Genomic DNA, 19,824 nt, shown 5'->3' with positions numbered 1-19,824 from the left:
CGGTTTCCATCTACTGAGCGACCTTCGACCGAGCGCCATGCAACTGCGACCCGACGCACTCGAACCGCACCTCGCGAGAGGGCCGGCCGGCCTGTACGTCGTCTACGGCGACGAACACCTGCTTGCCCAGGAGGCGTGCGACCGCATCCGCGCAGCGGCGCGCGCGGCGGGCTTTACCGACCGCTCCGTGTTCACCGTCGAGCGCGGCTTCGACTGGAGTTCGCTGCTCGGCGCGAGCCAGTCGATGTCGCTGTTTGGGGATCGCCAGCTGGTCGAGTTGCGCATTCCGTCGGGCAAGCCCGGCAAGGAAGGCGCGGACGCGCTCAAGACGCTCGCCGCTGCCTCGAATCCCGACGTGCTGATGCTCGTCACGCTGCCGCGCCTCGACGCCGCCACGCAGAAGTCTGCGTGGTTCACGGCGCTGGCTGAGAGCGGTGTCGCGCTGAAGATCGACCCGGTCGAGCGCGCGGCACTGCCGAACTGGATCGGCCAGCGTCTGGCGCTGCAAGGCCAGCGCGTGGCGCCCGGCGACGACGGCCGGCGCGCGCTGCAATTCGTGGCGGAGCGCGTGGAAGGCAACCTGCTGGCCGCCCATCAGGAAATACAGAAGCTTGGGCTGCTGTATCCGCAAGGCGTGCTGAGCTTCGAGCAGATTCACGACGCCGTGCTCAACGTCGCGCGCTACGACGTATTCAAGCTCAACGAAGCCATGCTCACGGGTGACGTTGGCCGTCTCTCGCGCATGCTCGACGGGCTGCAGGGCGAAGGCGAGGCTTCGGTGCTGGTGCTGTGGGCCGTGGTCGAGGAAATCCGCACGCTATTGCGCATCAAGCGCGGCGTGGCCGCGGGCAAGCCGCTCGCCATGCTGCTGCGCGAGAACCGCGTGTGGGGGCCGCGCGAGCGGCTCATCGGGCCGGCGCTGTCGCGCCTGAGCGAAGCGGCGCTGGAGCGCGGTCTCGCGCTCGCGGCGCGCCTCGACCGCCAGGTCAAGGGGCTTTCGGGTCAATCGCGCGCCGAGTGGCGCAATGCGCTGCCGCCCGATGCCTGGGATGGCCTGTTCGAACTCGCCATGACGGTGGCCGCGCCACGTGAGGGTGCACCGCAGGCGCGCGCTGCCGCCGGTGCGCGTGGTGCTGCTGCGCCAGGTGCCCAGCCAACTGGCCCAGCCGCCGCCGCCGCCGCAGCAGCGGCCGCGGCCCGACCGCGCACCGCAGGGCCGTCGCGCCGGCAAGGGTAAAGCGTCTCGCGCTTGCTTGAACCGGCACTACGGCGCCTGCGATACGCCTGCCGCGCGGCCGGTGCACGCGCCCGGCCACGTCCAGCAAACCTTGGCGGCTGGCCTTAAAATCGGCCTGAACCGCTTTGAATCGAACCGCGCTTGGGCAGCTCATCTGACTTGCGCCTCACGCGCCGCATGACGAAAGACACCATGGATATCGACCAGTACATGACCGACCTCGGCCGCCGCGCCCGCAACGCTTCGCGCGCGATGGCACGGGCCTCGACGGCTGCGAAGAACGCGGCGCTCGAAGCGGTGGCGCAAGCCATCGAGCGCGACGCGCAGCAACTGAAGGATGCGAACGCACGCGACCTCGCGCGCGCGAAGGAGAAAGGCCACGACGCGGCGTTCATCGACCGCCTGACGCTGTCGGACAAGGCGCTCAAGACGATGGTGGAAGGCCTGCGCCAGGTGATGGCGCTGTCCGACCCCATCGGCGAGATCAGCAACCTCAAGTTCCGCCCGAGCGGCATTCAGGTGGGGCAGATGCGCGTGCCGCTCGGCGTGATCGGCATCATCTACGAATCGCGGCCGAACGTGACGATCGACGCGGCCGCGTTGTGCCTGAAGTCGGGCAACGCCACGATTCTGCGCGGCGGCTCTGAGGCGCTCGAATGCAATACGGCGCTCGCGAAGCTGATCGGCGAAGGGCTGGCCGCGGCGGGGTTGCCGCAGGACGCGGTGCAGGTGGTCGAGACCGCCGACCGCGCGGCCGTGGGCAAGCTCATCACGATGACGGAATTCGTGGACGTGATCGTGCCGCGCGGCGGCAAGAGCCTGATCGAGCGCCTGATGGCCGAGGCGCGCGTGCCGATGATCAAGCACCTCGACGGCATCTGCCATGTGTACGTGGACGACCGCGCCGATCTCGCGAAGGCGCTCACCGTGTGCGACAACGCCAAGACGCACCGCTACGGCACCTGCAACACGATGGAGACGCTGCTCGTGGCGCGCGGCATTGCGCACGACGTGCTGCCGCCGCTTGGCCGCCTGTATCGCGAGAAGGAAGTCGAACTGCGCGTGGATGCTGCGGCGCGCTCGATTCTCGCCGACGCGGGCGTAGCTCCGCTGGTGGACGCGACCGAAGAGGACTGGCGCACCGAGTACCTCGCGCCCGTGCTGGCGGTCAAGGTGGTCGACACGCTCGACGACGCGATCGAGCACATCAACGCCTACGGCTCGCACCACACCGATGCGATCGTCACCGAAGACCACGACCGTGCGATGCGCTTCCTGCGCGAAGTCGACTCGGCAAGCGTGATGGTGAACGCCTCGACGCGCTTTGCCGATGGTTTCGAGTTCGGCCTCGGTGCGGAGATCGGCATTTCGAACGACAAGTTGCATGCGCGCGGCCCGGTCGGCCTGGAAGGGCTGACCTCGCTGAAGTACGTGGTGCTCGGCCACGGCGAAGGCCGTCAATAGTCACGAACCGCACGAGGCGGTGCACGGCGTCGCGCGCCGCCTCATTGCACAATCGCTCACGAAGAAGAAAAAAATAATGTCGATGCTCTGGGTCAAGACGTTTCACATCGTGCTCATCGCCTCGTGGTTCGCGGGCCTGTTCTACCTGCCGCGCATCTTCGTGAATCTCGCGATGGAAACCGAGCCTGCGGCCGTCAAGCGTCTGCTCATCATGGCGCGCAAGCTCTACCGCTTCATGACGATGATCGCCGTGCCCGCGCTGCTATGCGGACTGTGGCTGTGGCTCGTGGTGGGGATTGGGCGCGGCCAGGGGTGGATTCACGCGAAAGTGGGCGTGGTCGTGTTGCTCATCGTCTATCACGCGTACTGCGGACATTTGCTCAAGACCTTCGAGCGCGGCGAAAACCGCCGCTCCGACAAGTGGTATCGCATGTTCAACGAGCTTCCCGTGCTCGGCATGCTGGCTGCGGTGGCGCTGGCTGTGATCAAGCCGTTCTGAACCACTGACCCATTGACGCCGCTACTGCGGCGCGTATTCCAGCTTTTTCCCCTGCGCGGGCGCCGTCAGATGGTGCCCGTTGTCTCGCGGCGCATGCGGGCCGCCGCAACACGCCAGCCGTCCTCCTTTACGAACACGTCGGTGAAGCGATAGTCGATCTCCTCCGCAATACTTCGAATAACTTATCGTCGAGAAATTCGTCGAGAACAGCGGGGCCGCCCGTCGCTGCGGGGTTTTAATATTTGCCGAAAAAAATTCTGACAATTCTTAATGCAATTGAGCCGAATGCGTAGGATTTTTTAGAAAAGGCGTAGGGGGATATTATTGGTGCGGAATTAAGGTTTATTTTTTGTAATAAGTTTCTGTGTGATTGAGGGAAAACGCGGAAATTTCCTTTTGATTCTTATGCGCTTCTCTCGACCTTCGAGAGCGTCGTGTACGCCTTCTGCCTGCGGCTATCTTCCTTGCTGATTGTGTGCCTCAGCCCTATCGCATGGCGCCTTTTGCTTTAAGAGTTCTCTTATTCTCCCTGTGATTTCGAGTCCATAAAGTTGCTGCTGTCATCGCATATGGCTCCGATCGGTCTGTAAGCATTTTCTGAGCTATCGAAATAATCGAGCCATGGCGTGTTCGACGCAGATCGTTGGCTTTAATGGGCCAGTTGATTTTCTCTATTGAAGGAAATGGCCGACAGATAGCAGCACGCATCGGGTTGTGACGCCTATGGGTATCACGCGGTCGGTACTCCCGGAATTCACCAGGGCTAGGAATGAACAGGACATACAAATCAGTCTGGAACGAGACCACAAGAACATGGGTTGCAGCGGCGGAAAACGCCAAAGGCAGGCGCAAGGGTAAGGGCAACGTGAGGGCGGTGGCGATTGCCATCGCGGCGTTGGGGGCTGCCAGCCAGGCGCACGCGTATATCGCTGGCGGGAGTGGCGCTACCGCGCCGAATGACAGTGGCATTGACTCGAACCTCGCGATTGGTTCGAACGCTTATGCAGCTGACACTTCAAATACGTATCTGATTACAAAGGATGGTCGCTCTCTGCGGCAGTTCAACCTTGCGATCGGCGCCAATGCCAGTGCAACAGGCGCAGGAACGATGGCAATCGGCCAATACGCGCTTGCCAGTGGCCAGAATGCGGGCGTGGTTGGCTTCGGTGCCACCGCTACGGGCGCATTTGGAACCGTGGTGGGTTCGCTCGCAACGGCAGCCGGCGATGCCAGCAGCGCTCTGGGCTACCGCACAATAGCAAGTGGCGATTTCTCTGCCGCAATGGGCAGTTACAACAAGGCGTTGGGCAATGCGTCGGTGGCGATGGGCGCTACGACGACGTCGGCCGGCGATAGCTCGGTCGCCGTCGGCAGCGGCGCGACGTCAGTCGGCGATGGTTCGATGGCGATAGGCACGTTGGCCGTCGCGAGCAATGCAAACGACGTGGCGCTGGGCACGGGTACGACCACAGCAGCCGTGGTGAACACGCCGGGCGCGACGATCGGCGGCAATGGCTACACCTTCGCCGGCACGAACGCGAAGAGCACGGTCTCGGTGGGTTCGGCGGGGAAGGAGCGCACGATCACCAACGTTGCGGCAGGCCAACTGACGGCTTCGTCGACCGACGCGGTGAATGGCTCGGAACTGTTCGCGACCAACCAGCAGGTCACGCAGAACTCGACCGACATCAGCGACCTGCAAGGCAACGTTACGAACATCAACGGCCAGCTCGCCGATGCGGTGATGTACGACACGTCGGCACACGATTCGGTGACGCTGGGCGGCACGGATGCGACCACGCCGGTGGCGCTGCACAACGTAGCTTCGGGCGCAGTCTCGGCGACGAGCTCCGATGCGGTGAACGGTTCGCAGCTGTACAACCTGGCCAGTTCGACGGCGGATTCGTTCGGCGGCGGCTCGACGGTGAACAGCGATGGCTCGATCTCGAACCCGACGTATAACGTAGGTGGAGACACCTACAACAACGTGGGTGGCGCGATCACGAACCTCGACGGACGCGTGACACAGAACACGACCGACATCACGAACCTGCAAGGCGACGTCACGAACATTGCCGGACAGCTCGCCGATGCGGTGAAGTACGACACGTCGGCACACGATTCGGTGACACTGGGCGGCACGGATGCGCCCACGCCGGTGGCGCTGCATAACGTCGCTTCGGGCGCAGTCTCGGCGACGAGCTTCGACGCGGTGAACGGCTCGCAGCTGTACAACCTGGCCAGCTCGACGGCGGATTCTTTCGGTGGCGGCTCGACGGTGAACAGCGATGGCTCGTTCTCGAACCCGACGTATAACGTGGGTGGCGACACCTATAACAACGTCGGTGGCGCGATCACGAATCTCGACGGACGCGTGACGCAGAACACGACCGACATCACGAACCTGCAAGGCGACGTCACGAACATCAACGGTCAGCTCGCAGACGCGGTGATGTACGACACGTCGACGCACGACTCGGTGACGCTGGGCGGCACGGACCACGCTCCTGTCGTGCTGACGAACGTCGCGGCCGCCCGTCTGAATGCGTCGAGCGTCGACGCCGTGAACGGTGCGCAGTTGTACAACCTTGCCAGTTCCACGGCCGGCGCGCTCGGCGGCGGTTCGACGTACAGCGCAGACGGTTCGATCGTGAATCCGTCCTATACCGTCGATCACAAAACCTACAACAACGTGGGCGATGCGATTGCCGCGCTGAACGCAGGCGGTGGCAGTGGGACGGACCCGAACGCCGTGCACTACGACGACCCGTCGATGAACCTGGTGACGCTCGGAGGCACGGACCACGCTCCGGTCGCGCTGACGAACGTGGCGAACGGCGTGCTGAACGCCACGAGCTTCGACGCGGTGAACGGTTCGCAGCTGTACGCACTGGGCGCGAAGACCGATGGGTCGGGCAACATCACCAACGCGTTTGTCGCCTATGACGACACGACGCTGAACACGGTGACGTTGGGCGGCGCAGGCACCTCGCACGCGCCGGTCGTGCTGACGAACGTGGCGAATGCTGCGCTGAACGCCTCGAGCCTCGACGCGGTGAATGGCTCGCAACTCTACGCGCTGGGCGCGAAGACCGATGCATCGGGCAACATCAGCAACGCGTTCGTCGCATATGACGACACGTCGCTCAATACGGTCACGTTCGGCGGCTCGGGGCATGCGCCGGTCGTGCTGCACAACGTGGCGAACGGCGTGGATGCGAACGACGCGGTCAACGTCGCGCAGCTCGAAGCCATGGGTGCGAAGGTCGATCCGTCGGGCAACATCTCGAACGCGTTCGTCGCCTACGACGACACCTCGCTGAACTCGGTCACGCTCGGCGGGTCGCTGGATCACGCGCCGGTGGCGCTGCATAACGTCGCGAATGGTGTCGTTGCGGCAAGCAGCACGGACGCCGTGAACGGCGGCCAGCTCTACGGTGTTGCATCGAGCACGGCCAGCGCGCTGGGCGGCGGTTCGACGGTCAACCCCGATGGCTCGGTCTCGGCGCCGACGTACGTCGTGGGCGGCGACACTTACAACAACGTCGGCAGCGCGATCTCGAACATCGATGGCCGTGTAACGAACATCGAGCAAACGGTGACCAACATCTCGGGCCAGGTGGCGAACGCGGTTCAGTACGACTCGTCGGCACACGACAAGGTCACGCTGGGCGGCCCGGATTCGACGACGGCGGTCAAGCTGACCAACCTGCAGGACGCCGAGCTCTCGGCGTCGAGCACGGACGCCGTGACGGGCTCGCAGTTGTACGCCACGAACGTCGAGGTCTCGAACCTGAATCAGCAGATCCAGAACATCAGCGTCAACGGCACTGAGTATCTGTCGACCAACACGACGAGCGGCGCGGCTTCGGCCACGGGCGCCAGCTCGATCGCGGCAGGCGGCGGTGCGATCGCTTCGGGTGCGAACGCAACGGCGATTGGCGACTCGGCAAAAGCCATGGGCAACAACTCGGTCGCGCTCGGTGCGAACTCGGTCGCGGACGAGGACAACACCGTGTCCGTGGGCTCGCAAGGCAATGAGCGTCGGATCACCAATGTCGCGAATGGCGTCCACGCCACCGATGCGGTGAACATGGGGCAGTTGCAGGGCGGCCTGAATGCGCTCCAGAGCAACGTCAACTCGGTGGCGCGCAACGCCTACGGCGGTATCGCGGCGGCAACCGCGCTGACGATGATTCCGGAAGTCGATCAGGGCAAGACCGTCGCGGTGGGTATCGGTACGGCCAACTTCCAGGGCTATCAGGCAGTGGCGCTCGGCGCATCGGCGCGCATCACGCAGAACCTCAAGGTGAAGGTGGGCGGCGGGTATGCATCGGGTGGCGGTGCCACGATCGGCGGCGGTATGTCGTACCAGTGGTAAGCCCGGCTTTCCCCAGGCGATCGGCCGCGTAGTTCGGGCCTGAACGCAAAGCGGACTCCCTCGGGAGTCCGCTTTTTTTGGTGCGCCTTCTGGTCCGCCGTCAGCCGTTCGCGTCCAGCCTTCTTCGCGCGATGATCTCCTTCGCATCGGCGAGTTTCTCTGCGAGCTCCGGACCACGCTGCAGCGCCACACCCACCGCGAGTATGTCGCCGATCGCGAGATGCGAAGTCCGCGAAGTCATCGGCGAGAAGACGTCGGTGTCCTCGTCGACGTTCGCGTGCAGGCCGACGCTCGCTAGGCGCGCGAGCGGCGACGTGCCGTGCGTGATGGCGATCACCTTGGCGCCGCGATCGAGCGCCGTGCGCGCGGCATCCACGATGTCGCGCGTGCGCCCCGTGTTCGAGATCGCCACCACGACATCGCCGGGGCCGAGCAGCGCCGCCGACATCAGGAACGTCTGTGGATCCGAATACGCGACGCTCGGCATGCCGAGCCGGAAGAATTTGTGCTGCATGTCCTGCGCGGCGATGCCCGAGCCACCCGCACCATAGAACTCGATGCGCGCCGCGTGCGCGAGCAGGCCGATCGCCGCGGCGAGCGAGTCCGTGGAGAGGTTGTTGCGTACCTGCAGGAGCGCGCCGATGGTGCGGTCGAGCACCTTGGCCGCAACGCCCGGCACCGGCTCGTCCGGGCTCACGTCGCGGTAGACGGCCGGGTGTTCCGAGGGCAGATCCGCGGCAACGGCCTGCGCGAGACGAATCTTGAACTCCCGGAATCCCGAGAATCCCAGCGCATGGCAAAACCGCGCGATGGTCGGCTGGCTCACGCCCGCGCGCTCGGCGACCTCGGTCATCGACAGATCGAGCACCTCGCGCGGCGCCTGAATCACGTAATCGGCGAGCTTGCGCTCCGAAGGGCGCAATTGCTCGCGCATGGCTTTCACCTGGGACAGCAGCATCAGGAAACTCGCACTATGCTGAAAGATCCGTGGACTATAACGGATCGGACGTTATGTACAAAAACTACAGGAGCGCCGTTTGCTTCTTTTCAGTCCAGCCGCGCGTCAACGCGCAAGGCCTGTAAATAATGAGACTAGGCGTTCGCTTACCGTCGCGCTCCCAGGGTCTTACCGGGATTGTCGTCTTGTAGTTTTTCTACTAACATCGCGCCATCGCTGTCTGGTGCGCCCAAAGCACACCTGAACTGGCCCCGAGCGTCCCCGCCGTGACAAGAAGGAAGGAGATTCGATGGTTTCCCCGCATTCTCAGTTGATGAAGGTCACGCAGCGCGTGATCGAGCGCAGCAAGCCCACGCGCGAGGCCTATCTGGCGCGCATCGCGGCGGCTCAGGACCGGTTCCCGGCGCGCGGCGCGCTCTCGTGCGCGAATCTCGCCCACGGCTTCGCCGGCCTCGAGGGTCGCGACAAGATCTCGATCAAGTCGATTCGCGAGCCCAATATCGGCATCGTTTCGGCATACAACGAGATGCTCTCGGCGCACGCGCCCTACAAGGATTTCCCCGACATCATCAAGAAGGCGGCCCGCGAAGGCGGCGGCGTCGCGCAGTTCGCGGGCGGCGTGCCGGCGATGTGCGATGGCGTGACGCAAGGCAACGCCGGCATGGAGCTGTCGCTCTTTTCGCGTGAAGTGATCGCGATGAGCACGGCCGTCGCGCTCACGCACAACATGTTCGATGCGGCGCTCTGCCTCGGCGTGTGCGACAAGATCGTGCCGGGCCTGGTGATCGGCGCGCTGCAATTCGGCCACCTGCCGACCATTTTCGTGCCCGCCGGCCCGATGACGAGCGGCATCACGAACGACGACAAGGCCAAGGTGCGCCAGCAGTTCGCCACCGGTCAGTGCGATCGCGCGGCGCTGCTCGAATCGGAGGCCGCCGCGTATCACGGCCACGGCACCTGCACGTTCTACGGCACGGCCAACAGCAACCAGATGCTCATGGAGATCATGGGCCTCCATCTGCCGGGTTCGGCCTTCATCCATCCGCATACGCCGTTGCGCGACGAACTCACCGCCGCTGCGGCGCGCCGCGTGCTCGAACTCACCGTCGAGCGCGGCAATTACACGCCGATCGGCCATGTGGTCGACGAGAAGGCCGTGATCAACGGCATCGTCGCGCTGATGGCGACGGGTGGCTCGACCAACCACACGTTGCACCTCGTGGCGATGGCACGGGCGGCGGGCATCATCATCGACTGGAACGACTTCGACGTGCTCTCGGACGCCGTGCCGCTGCTCGCACGCGTCTATCCGAACGGCAAGGCCGACGTGAACCATTTCCACGCGGCGGGCGGCATCGCCTTCCTCGTGCGCGAGCTGCTCGATGGCGGGCTGCTGCACGAAGACGTGAATACCGTCGCGGGCCGTGGCCTGCGCCACTACACCGAGGAGCCGAAGCTCATCGACGGCAAGCTCACCTGGGTGCCGGCGGTGGAGAAGAGCGCCGACGAATCCGTGCTGCGTCCGCTGCCGACGCCGTTCCAGCCGGACGGCGGCCTGCGCCTGATGCAGGGCCGTTTGGGCCGCGGTGTCATCAAGGTTTCCGCGGTTGCTCCGGAGCGCCGCAAGGTGCGTGCGCCCGCCATCGTGTTCGATTCGCAGGAAGCCGTGCAGGAAGCATTCGACCGCGGCGAACTCGAGCGCGATTTCGTGGCTGTCGTGCGCTTCCAGGGCGCGCGCGCGAATGGCATGCCGGAGCTGCACCGCCTCACGCCGTTGCTCGGCGTGCTGCAGGACAAGGGCTTTCACGTGGCGCTCGTGACCGACGGGCGCATGTCGGGCGCGTCTGGCAAGGTGCCCGCGGTCATCCACGTTTCGCCTGAAACGCTGCTGCACGGCCCGATCGGCAAGGTGCGCGACGGCGATACGATCGTGATCGACGCAGTGGAAGGCGTGCTCGACATCGAAGTCGATGCTGCCGAGTGGGATGCCCGTCCGGTCGCGCAGCCCGCGCATCAGGAGCTCAATGAAGTGGGCTTTGGCCGCGAGCTGTTCGGCGTGTTCCGCGCCACCGCCGCGCCGGCGGAGCTGGGCGCCACGGTGTTCGGTCCGCTCGTGGGCGAGCAGGCCGCGCCTGCACCGGCCGCTGCGACGACCCATGCACCGGCCCACGCCGCGAACTCAATTCATCATCAAGGAGCCTGAACATGGCAAATAGCACAGTCGCCGACATCGTTCGCCTCGGTCCCGTCATCCCGGTGCTCGCATTCGACACGCCGGAGCAGGGCGAGCACGTTTCCCGCGCGCTCCACGCGGGCGGCGTGAAGGTGCTCGAAATCACGCTGCGCACGAAGGCCGGCCTCGAAGCGATCGAGCGCGCCGCGAAGATCGCCCCGGACATCGTCGTGGGCGTGGGCACGATCACGAAGCCCGAGCACTGCGCGCTCGCGAAGAAGGCCGGCGCACGGTTCGGCGTCTCGCCGGGCCTCACGCGCGAGATCCATCAGGCTTCGCTCGACGCGGGCCTGCCGCTGCTGCCGGGCGTGATGACGCCGACCGACATCATCGTCGCGATGGAACTGGGCTACGAGATCGTCAAGTTCTTCCCGGCGGTGCCGGCCGGTGGCCTGAACATGCTGCAGGCCTTCCACGGCCCGTTCCCGACGCTGAAGTTCTGCCCCACGGGCGGTATCAGCGCCGAATCCGCGCCGACCTTCCTCGCGCTGCCCAACGTGGTGTGTGTGGGCGGTTCGTGGCTCACGCCGAAGGCGGCCATCGCCGCGCAGAACTGGGACGAAGTCACGCGCCTTGCGCACGCCGCGAGCGAGCTGTCGCGCCCGGTGCGCTAATCGAGCGCGTCTGCTCGATGCGCTGAGGCGCGCGCTGCATGTTGCGGCGCAACGAAGACCGGAATGCCGCGCCCCGCGTGTACGGGGGCGTGCAGCGAGCCGCGCAAACGGCGCCTTTCGGGCGCGCGCTTGCGCGGCTCGCGTGTCTTTTAAGTACGCTGCACCAAAAGTCGTTATAAGCTCTACAATCCCCGGCCCGGCGACGGCCGGCACTTTTGTCCCGCATGGGCGCTGCTGCGCGCATCCGTCGCCGCACAGGGCAAAAGGACTTCGAACAACTACCTGGAGAGGAGCCTCATGGGAGTGGCCCACGGCAGCATGCTGCTGATTTACGCGCTCGTCGCGATCGCCGCGCTGATCCTGCTGATCACGCGCTTCAAGGTTTATCCGTTTCTCGTCCTGATCATCGTTTCGCTGCTGCTCGGTCTCGCCGTCGGCATGCCGATGGATCAGATCGTCAAGTCGTTCGAGACCGGCAACGGCAACACGCTCGGCCACATCGCCATCGTGGTGGGCCTCGGCACGATGCTCGGCAAGATGATGGCGGAATCGGGCGGCGCCGAGCGCATTGCCACGACGCTCATTCGCTGGTTCGGCGAGAAGAATATTCACTGGGCCATGATGGTCGTCGCGATCATCGTCGGCTTGCCGGTGTTCTTCGAAGTCGGCTTCGTGCTGCTCATTCCGATCGCGTTCAACGTCGCCAAGCGCACCGGCAAGTCGCTGCTGCTGATCGGCCTGCCGATGGTGGCGGGCCTTTCGGTCGTGCACGGGCTGATTCCGCCGCACCCGGCCGCGCTGCTCGCCGTGCAGGCGTATCACGCCGACATCGGCAAGACCATCGCTTACGGCCTGATGGTGGGCGTGCCTACGGCGATCATCGCCGGGCCGCTTTTCGCGCTCTTCATTCACCGCTACATCAAGCTGCCGGAGAGCAATCCGCTTTCCGAGCAGTTCGTGAGCAAGGCCGACCCCAAGCCCGATAGCGAGCTGCCGGGCTTCGGCGTCACGCTCTTCACGATCCTGCTGCCGGTGATCCTGATGCTGATCGGCAGCTGGGCCGATCTCGTGTTCGAGCCCAAGAGCCTGCCGAGCAATTTGTTGCACTTTGTCGGCACCTCGGACGTCGCGCTGCTGATCGCCGTGCTGGTAAGCTTCTGGACCTTCGGCGCGCAGCGCGGCTTCACGCGTGAGCAGATCCAGAAGTTCTGCGGCGACTGTCTCGCGCCGATCGCCGGCATCACACTGATCGTGGGCGCGGGCGGCGGCTTTGGCCGCGTGCTGATGGACAGCGGCGTGTCGAAGCAGATCGTCGAGCTGGCGCAGAACGAACATCTGTCGCCGCTCTTGCTCGGCTGGCTCGTCGCCGCGCTGATCCGTCTCGCCACGGGTTCGGCCACGGTCGCCATGACCACGGCTTGCGGCATCGTCGCGCCGATCGCATCGGCCAGCGCCATGACCGTGAAACCGGAACTGCTCGTCCTCGCCACGGGCTCGGGCTCGCTGATCTTCTCGCACGTCAACGACGGCGGATTCTGGCTGATCAAGGAGTATTTCGGCATGAGCGTCGTGCAGACGTTCAAGACATGGTCGTTGCTGGAGACCATTATTTCGCTGCTGGGCCTCGGGCTTACCTTCGCCCTCGCAGCGGTGGTGTAACGCGCAACTTTGTTGCATGGGATCGGAGTAAGCGCTAAAGCGCGAACTCCGTTCGACAGGAGCAGTAAATGATTCTGATAGCGATGGGCGTGTCGGGCGCAGGCAAGACACGCATCGGCGAAATGCTCGCCGAGCGCCTCAAGTGCAGCTTCACCGACGGCGACGCCTTCCACAGCGAGGCCAACAAGAAGAAGATGCACGACGGCATTCCCCTCACCGACGACGACCGCTGGCCGTGGCTGCGTACGATTCGCGCGGCGATCGAGGAGAAGCAGCGCGCCCGCGAAACGGCCGTGTTCACCTGTTCGTCGCTCAAGCGCTCGTATCGCGACATCCTGCGCGGCAACGACCGCGACGTGTGCTTCGTCTACCTGAAGGGCTCGTTCGAAGTGCTGCACGAGCGGCTCGCATCGCGCACCGGCCACTTCTTCGACCCGTCGCTGCTGCAAAGCCAGCTCGACACGCTCGAAGCGCCGGGCGCGGACGAGGCGATCGAGGTGAGCATCGAGCACACGCCCGAGCAGATCGTCGACGAGGTCATGAAGCAGATGGAAACGCGCCGCAATCAGGCGTCCTGATCTCGCGGCCACGCACGGCCACGCGATCGTGCGGCGGTAAACGAAAAAGCGCTCGATTCGATCGAGCGCTTTTTTTATGGCCTTGCGGTGTGGCGATTACGAAATGCGCTTTGCCAGCTCCACGGCCTTGCCCACGTACGACGCAGGCGTCATCTCCAGCAGACGCTTCTTCGCGTCATCAGGAATTGCCAGACCGCTCACGAACGTCTGCAGCGCTTCGCGCGTAATGCCCTTGCCGCGCGTGAGTTCCTTGAGCTGCTCGTACGGGTTCTCGATGCCGTAGCGGCGCATGACCGTCTGCACCGGCTCGGCCAGCACTTCCCACGTGGCGTCGAGGTCGTCGTTCAGGCGCTGCGGGTTCACTTCGAGCTTGTCCAGACCGCGGATCAGCGCGTCGTACGCGAGCAGCGAGTAGCCGAATGCGACACCGATGTTGCGCAGCACCGTCGAGTCGGTCAGGTCGCGCTGCCAGCGCGAGACCGGCAGCTTGTCGGCGAGGTGACGCAGCGTCGCGTTCGCGAGGCCCAGGTTGCCTTCCGAATTTTCGAAGTCGATCGGGTTGACCTTGTGCGGCATGGTCGACGAGCCGATTTCGCCGGCCTTCGTCTTCTGCTTGAAGTAGCCGAGCGAGATATAGCCCCAGACGTCGCGGTCGAGGTCGAGCAGGATCGTGTTCGCGCGCGCGACGGCGTCGAACAGCTCCGCCATGTAGTCGTGCGGCTCGATCTGGATCGTGTACGGGTTGAACGTGAGCTTCAGACGCTGCTCGACGACTTCCTTCGAGAAGGCTTCCCAGTCGAATTCCGGATACGCCGAGAGATGCGCATTGAAGTTGCCGACTGCGCCATTCATCTTGCCGAGCAGTTCGACCTTCTCGACGCGCTCGATCGCACGTGCGAGACGCGCCGCGACGTTGGCGATTTCCTTGCCGAGCGTCGTGGGGCTGGCCGGCTGGCCGTGCGTGCGCGAGAGCATCGGCTGCTCGGCGTGCGTATGCGCGAGCGCGACGAGGCGTTGATGCACCGAGCGCAGCGCCGGCAGGATCACGTGCTCGCGTGCGCCTGCGAGCATCAGGCCGTGCGACGTGTTGTTGATGTCTTCCGAGGTGCAGGCGAAGTGGATGAACTCGCTTGCGCGCTCCAGTTCCGGCTGACCCTTCACCGACTCTTTGAGCCAGTACTCCACGGCCTTCACGTCGTGGTTCGTTACGCGCTCGATGTCCTTGATGCGCGCGGCGTCGTGCGCCGTGAAGTTCTCGGCGAGCTTGAGCAGGAATTGCTCCGAGGCTGCCGAGAAGCGCGGCACTTCCGCGAAACCGGCCTGCGAGAGCGCGATCAGCCAGTGGATTTCCACGGTCACGCGGTTGCGCATGAACGCGGCTTCCGAGAGCCAGTCGCGCAGCGCTTCGGTTTTCGAGGCGTAGCGGCCGTCGAGCGGGGAGAGCGCGTTGAGCGCGAAGAGGGTATCGGGACGAGTGTCGGACATGATGGGGACGTAACGTGGCGCGTTACGCTCAGTTGGCAGTCGGTTGCAGTCAGATTCGAGACGGCGGGAACCCGAGATTTTATCACCTTGCCGCCAAGGGCCGAGGGCGGCGCTGTCAGCCACGGCTGAGCGCAGGCCCGTGACGCACCTCAAGGCGTTCAGTCGAACCGGCCTGTTGACGCGATGGGGCGTTTTGAGACGGATATAGAGTGCGATCACGTCAAAAGTTTGCGCTTAATCAAATACTTGCTGCCATGACTCTCGATGCTCCCATCCTCGCTGCCAAAGAGGCCGCTGCCCTGATCGAAGCCGGCCTGGCTTGCCACCGCGCGGGCCGGGTCGCTGACGCCCACGCTTACTATCAGTCCGCGCTCGCGGCGCACCCCGAAAATCCCGGCGCACTGCACTATCTGGGGGTGATTGCGCTCGGCCGCGGCCAACTGCAGGAAGCTGCCGATCTGATGGACCGCGCGCTCGCGCAGACGCCCGACGGCGCCGAATATCTGGCCAACCGCGGCGTGGTCGCGAACCGGCTTGGCGACACTGCGGGCGCCGCCGCCTGGCAGCTCAGGGCACTGGCGCTCGCCCCCGGCTTCGCGAACGCGCACAACAATCTCGGCAATGCGCTGATGGAACTCGGCGACCTCGCCGGCGCGGCGCAACACTATCGGCGTGCGCGTTCACTGGAGCCGCAATCCGCACACTTCGCGTTCAATCTCGGACGCGCACTGGAAGCCACCGGCGAAAAAGACGCCGCACTTGCGCAGTTCCGTACCGCCGCGGCGCTCGATCCCAGCGATCTGAGGACGTCGATCCACATGGGTCGCCTGCTGCGCGCGATGAAGCAGTACGCCGAAGCGGCCGCCTGCTTCGAGGCCGTGATCGCACGCGAGCCCGACAACGTGTTCGCGCTCTTCGAACTCGGCTATGCCTATGACGCGATGCACCGCTACGAAAACGCGATCCCGCTCTACCGGCGCGCCGCGGAACTCAAGCCCGACGGGGCGGGCATCATCAACAATCTGGCCTTCGCGCTGACCGCGCTGGCGCGCTACGACGAAGCGGAAATCGAATATCGCCGCGCACTGGCGCTGAACCCCGACTTGCCCGAATCGCGCTTTCAGCTCGGCATGCTGATGCTGCGGCGCGAAGACTATGCCGGCGGCTGGCCGCTCTTCGAGAACCGCAAGCTCACCTCGACCGCCAGAGCCAACTACCGCAAGCTGCCGTGCCCCGAGTGGCAGGGCGAGCCGCTGCAAGGCAAACGCTTCCTGATCTGCCGCGAGCAGGGCGTGGGCGATCAGATCCAGTTCGTGCGCTATGCGGGCCTGCTGGCGCAGATGGGCGCGCAGGTTCACGCGTGGGTCGCGCCGGAGCTGGCGTCGCTCGCGGCGACGGTGCCGGGTGTCGCACGCGTGCTCGACGCCGCGCCGGGCGACGATGCAATCGCCTCGCACTACGACTACGGGTGCGACGTGATGAGCCTGCCGCTGAAGTTTCCCGGCTGGCCGATCTGCGCCGACACGCCGTATATGCGCGCCGATGCCGTGCAGGCCGCCGCCTGGCGCGCCCGCGTGAACGCACTGGCCGGCGCCGCGCAGCGCCGTATCGGGCTAGTCTGGGCGGGCAACCCGCGCCATCTTTTCGACGCTTTCCGCTCCGTGCCGCTCAAGTCGCTTCTGCCGCTCTCCGCGCTTCCCGGCAACGCCTGGTTCGCGCTCCAGAAAGGCCCGGCGGCCGCGCAGCTTGCGGCGGTCGCGGGCCGCTGGCCGATGGACGCGCCCGGCGACGATCTGCACGACTTCGCGGCCACGGCGGCGCTCATCGAGGCGCTCGACCTCGTCATCACGGTCGATACGTCGGTCGCGCACCTCGCCGGCGCGCTCGGCAAGCCCGTATGGGTACTGCTCGCCGCGCAGCCCGACTGGCGCTGGGGCAAGGATCGCGCCGATTCGGTCTGGTATCCGTCGGCGCGCGTATTCCGCCAGTCCACGCTCGGCGACTGGCGCGGCGTGGTCGCCGAACTGGAAGCCGCGCTTTCCGAGGCGTTCCGCTAAGGCATCCGTCCGGCGCGCCGCGCGATATTCGCCGCACCGCCGCCCAGGCGTGTGCCCGCGGGCCTAGAATGCGGACTTCTCATCCGCTCGCTGGCCTCGCATGGAACTCAAATGGCTCGAAGACTTCGTCTCGCTTGCGGAGACGCATAGTTTCAGTCGCTCAGCCGAGCTGCGCCACGTAACGCAGCCGGCTTTCTCGCGCCGCATTCAGGCGCTCGAAGCGTGGCTCGGCACCGAACTGATCGATCGCTCGGTTTATCCGACCCGCCTCACGGCGGCGGGTCAGGTCTTCTACGAGCAGGCGCTCGCGATGCTTTCGCAGTTTCACGAGGCGCGCACACTGTTGCGCGGCCACACGGCCACGCCCGCGGCGACGATCGAGTTCGCGGTGCCGCACACGCTTTCGCTCACGTACTTTCCGCGCTGGCTGCAGCGCATCGAGGCGAAGCTCGGCCGCATCCACACGCGGCTGCGCGCACTGAACGTGCACGACGCCGTGCTGTCACTGGTGGAGGGCGGCTGCGACCTCGTGATGGGCTATCACCACCCGAGCCACCCCGTGACGCTCGACCCCGCGCGTTACGACACGCTGACGCTCGGCATCGAGTCGATCAGCCCGTACTCGGCGCCGCAGCGTGCGGGGCGTGCGCGTTACACGCTGCCCGGCACGCCCGATGCGCCCGCACCGTATCTCTCCTATACGCCGAACGCGTATCTCGGCCGCATGACCGAGGTGATCGTTGCCAACGCACCGGCGCGGCTCTATCTGGACCGCGTCTACGAAACGGACATGGCGGAAGGGCTCAAGGCGATGACGCTGGCCGGTCACGGCATCGCCTTCCTGCCGCATAGCGCGGTGGAAGACGCCGTGGCCCAGGGCGACCTGATTCGCCTCGACCGTGGCACGCGTGGCGTGCCGGAGGGCCAGTTCACGCTCGACATGGAGATCCGCCTCTATCGCGACAAGCTCGCGACGCAGGGCGACGACGCGCGCCAGGCGCTCGTGCGCGAGCTGTGGGAGGCGGTCAGCGAGGAACTTGCGCAGGGCAGGCGCTGACGAAACGGCAAGCTGAACTCATAACGGCGACGCAAACAGTCAGGCTATTTCAGCCTGTAAGGCCTGAACACGGAGCCCGCGACACGTTTTTTCGACTTCGGGGACGTTATGCACGAAAAGCATAACGGGATGATCAAACGGCATTGGATTTCACGTGGGCGTTTTCTGACAATGGCACCACTTGTTCGATCGGAGCGTTCATGTCATCCCAACTGCAGTCGGTTCCTTCTTATCTCCACGCCGATGATCTCGGCCCCTGGGGCAACTATCTTCGTCAGGTCGACCGCGTGGCGCCGTATCTCGGCTCGCTCTCGCGCTGGCTCGAAACGCTCAAGCGTCCGAAGCGTATCCTGATCGTCGACTGCCCCATCGAACTCGATAACGGCACCGTCGCGCACTTCGAAGGCTATCGTGTCCAGCACAACGTATCGCGTGGTCCCGGCAAGGGCGGCGTGCGTTATCACCAGGACGTTACGCTCTCCGAAGTAATGGCGCTGTCCGCGTGGATGTCGGTGAAGAACGCTGCAGTGAACGTGCCGTACGGCGGTGCGAAGGGCGGTATCCGCGTCGATCCGCGCACGCTGTCGCGTGGTGAGCTCGAGCGCGTGACGCGTCGCTACACCAGCGAAATCGGCATCATCATCGGACCGAACACCGACATTCCCGCGCCGGACGTCAACACGAACGAGCAGATCATGGCGTGGATGATGGACACCTACTCGATGAACCAGGGCCAGACGGCCACGGGCGTCGTGACGGGCAAGCCCATCTCGCTCGGCGGCTCGCTCGGCCGCCGCGAAGCCACGGGCCGCGGCGTGTTCGTGGTCGGCTGCGAGGCCGCGCGCCGCACGGGTCTTTCGATCGACGGCGCACGTATTGCCGTGCAGGGCTTCGGCAACGTGGGCGGCATTGCCGCGCGCCTGTTCCAGGAAGCCGGTTCGAAGATCGTCGCCGTGCAGGACCATACCGGCTCGCTCTACAATTCGAGCGGTATGAGCGCGGAAGCGCTGCTCGAGCACGTTGCGAAGACGGGCGGCGTGGCGGGCTTTGCGGGCGCCGAAGTGATGGCGAACGACGAATTCTGGACCGTCGAAACCGACATCCTCATTCCGGCCGCGCTGGAAAACCAGATCACCGAGAAGAACGCGGGCAAGATCCGCACGAAGATCATCGTGGAAGGCGCCAACGGCCCGACCACGACGGCCGCCGACGACATCCTGCACGACAAGGGCGTGCTCGTGATCCCCGACGTGGTGGCGAACGCGGGCGGCGTGACCGTTTCGTACTTCGAGTGGGTGCAGGACTTCTCGAGCTTCTTCTGGACCGAGCACGAAATTAACGAACGTCTCGAACGCGTGATGCGCGAAGCCTTCACGGCCGTGTGGCAAGTGTCGAGCGAGCAGAAGGTCTCGATGCGTACCGCGGCGTTCATCGTGGCATGTAAGCGCATCTTGATGGCGCGCGAAATGCGCGGTCTGTATCCCTGATCGCACCCGGTTGGCAGGCGTCGCGACGCTGCATGCGGCGCCAGGCAAGGCGCGCAGCGAAGTGACGAAACCGTGACTGCGCCGTGACAGGTTTTTGCGCTGCACATCAAGGCGC

Annotated in this window: 13 protein-coding genes and 1 pseudogene; 12 read left to right on the top strand and 2 right to left on the bottom strand. The window is 65.1% G+C overall.

What is annotated here, in order from left to right:
• The first annotated feature begins 37 nt into the window (after window positions 1-37).
• From holA to AB4Y42_RS25160, 5 genes and pseudogenes are all read left to right on the top strand, one after another.
• On the top strand, window positions 38-1,237 hold the full coding sequence (holA, locus tag AB4Y42_RS25180; protein WP_368695684.1) for a DNA polymerase III subunit delta: 1,200 nt from the start codon (window positions 38-40) through the stop codon (window positions 1,235-1,237).
• Between the two features lie 192 nt (window positions 1,238-1,429).
• Window positions 1,430-2,701: a glutamate-5-semialdehyde dehydrogenase gene (locus AB4Y42_RS25175; protein ID WP_368695777.1), complete on the top strand. Its 1,272-nt coding sequence runs from the start codon at window positions 1,430-1,432 to the stop codon at window positions 2,699-2,701.
• A 76-nt stretch (window positions 2,702-2,777) separates the two neighbouring features.
• Entirely contained in the window at window positions 2,778-3,200 is a 423-nt protein-coding gene (locus tag AB4Y42_RS25170) for a CopD family protein (protein WP_368692886.1), read from the top strand.
• Between the two features lie 769 nt (window positions 3,201-3,969).
• A pseudogene (locus tag AB4Y42_RS25165) lies at window positions 3,970-4,104 on the top strand (ESPR domain-containing protein); the annotation flags it as partial.
• A gap of 204 nt (window positions 4,105-4,308) precedes the next feature.
• Entirely contained in the window at window positions 4,309-7,581 is a 3,273-nt protein-coding gene (locus tag AB4Y42_RS25160; RefSeq protein ID WP_368695776.1) for a YadA-like family protein, read from the top strand.
• A gap of 100 nt (window positions 7,582-7,681) precedes the next feature.
• On the opposite strand, the gene AB4Y42_RS25155 is transcribed toward AB4Y42_RS25160, so the two are convergent.
• Complete coding sequence (locus AB4Y42_RS25155) at window positions 7,682-8,539, bottom strand: MurR/RpiR family transcriptional regulator (RefSeq protein WP_368690178.1); 858 nt, start codon at window positions 8,537-8,539, stop codon at window positions 7,682-7,684.
• A gap of 289 nt (window positions 8,540-8,828) precedes the next feature.
• Here AB4Y42_RS25155 and edd point away from each other — a divergent pair, with 289 nt between their 5' ends.
• From edd to AB4Y42_RS25135, 4 genes are all read left to right on the top strand, one after another.
• A complete protein-coding gene (gene edd / locus AB4Y42_RS25150; RefSeq protein ID WP_368695683.1) occupies window positions 8,829-10,742 on the top strand; it encodes a phosphogluconate dehydratase in 1,914 nt (637 codons plus the stop codon).
• A 2-nt stretch (window positions 10,743-10,744) separates the two neighbouring features.
• Entirely contained in the window at window positions 10,745-11,386 is a 642-nt protein-coding gene (gene eda / locus AB4Y42_RS25145) for a bifunctional 4-hydroxy-2-oxoglutarate aldolase/2-dehydro-3-deoxy-phosphogluconate aldolase (protein WP_368695682.1), read from the top strand.
• A 297-nt stretch (window positions 11,387-11,683) separates the two neighbouring features.
• Entirely contained in the window at window positions 11,684-13,045 is a 1,362-nt protein-coding gene (locus AB4Y42_RS25140) for a GntP family permease (protein ID WP_368690181.1), read from the top strand.
• 68 nt (window positions 13,046-13,113) lie between these two features.
• Window positions 13,114-13,623 (top strand): gluconokinase, encoded by a 510-nt coding sequence (locus tag AB4Y42_RS25135; protein ID WP_368695681.1) that lies wholly within the window; start codon window positions 13,114-13,116, stop codon window positions 13,621-13,623.
• 96 nt (window positions 13,624-13,719) lie between these two features.
• On the opposite strand, the gene purB is transcribed toward AB4Y42_RS25135, so the two are convergent.
• Complete coding sequence (gene purB, locus AB4Y42_RS25130; protein ID WP_368695680.1) at window positions 13,720-15,108, bottom strand: adenylosuccinate lyase; 1,389 nt, start codon at window positions 15,106-15,108, stop codon at window positions 13,720-13,722.
• A gap of 254 nt (window positions 15,109-15,362) precedes the next feature.
• Between purB and AB4Y42_RS25125 the strand changes: the two genes are divergently transcribed.
• From AB4Y42_RS25125 to AB4Y42_RS25115, 3 genes are all read left to right on the top strand, one after another.
• Window positions 15,363-17,165 carry a tetratricopeptide repeat protein gene (locus AB4Y42_RS25125; protein ID WP_368695679.1) on the top strand — a complete coding sequence of 601 codons (1,803 nt, stop codon included), beginning with the start codon at window positions 15,363-15,365 and terminating at the stop codon, window positions 17,163-17,165.
• 100 nt (window positions 17,166-17,265) lie between these two features.
• A complete protein-coding gene (locus AB4Y42_RS25120) occupies window positions 17,266-18,222 on the top strand; it encodes a LysR family transcriptional regulator (RefSeq protein WP_368690186.1) in 957 nt (318 codons plus the stop codon).
• 200 nt (window positions 18,223-18,422) lie between these two features.
• On the top strand, window positions 18,423-19,709 hold the full coding sequence (locus AB4Y42_RS25115) for a Glu/Leu/Phe/Val dehydrogenase (protein ID WP_069268469.1): 1,287 nt from the start codon (window positions 18,423-18,425) through the stop codon (window positions 19,707-19,709).
• Window positions 19,710-19,824: the final 115 nt, after the last annotated feature.

Origin of the sequence: Paraburkholderia sp. EG286B (assembly GCF_040965655.1) — a bacterium.
Classification (GTDB): Bacteria; Pseudomonadota; Gammaproteobacteria; order Burkholderiales; family Burkholderiaceae; genus Paraburkholderia.
Note: the sequence above shows the minus strand (reverse complement) of the source record. Positions and strands in the feature narration are given on the sequence as shown.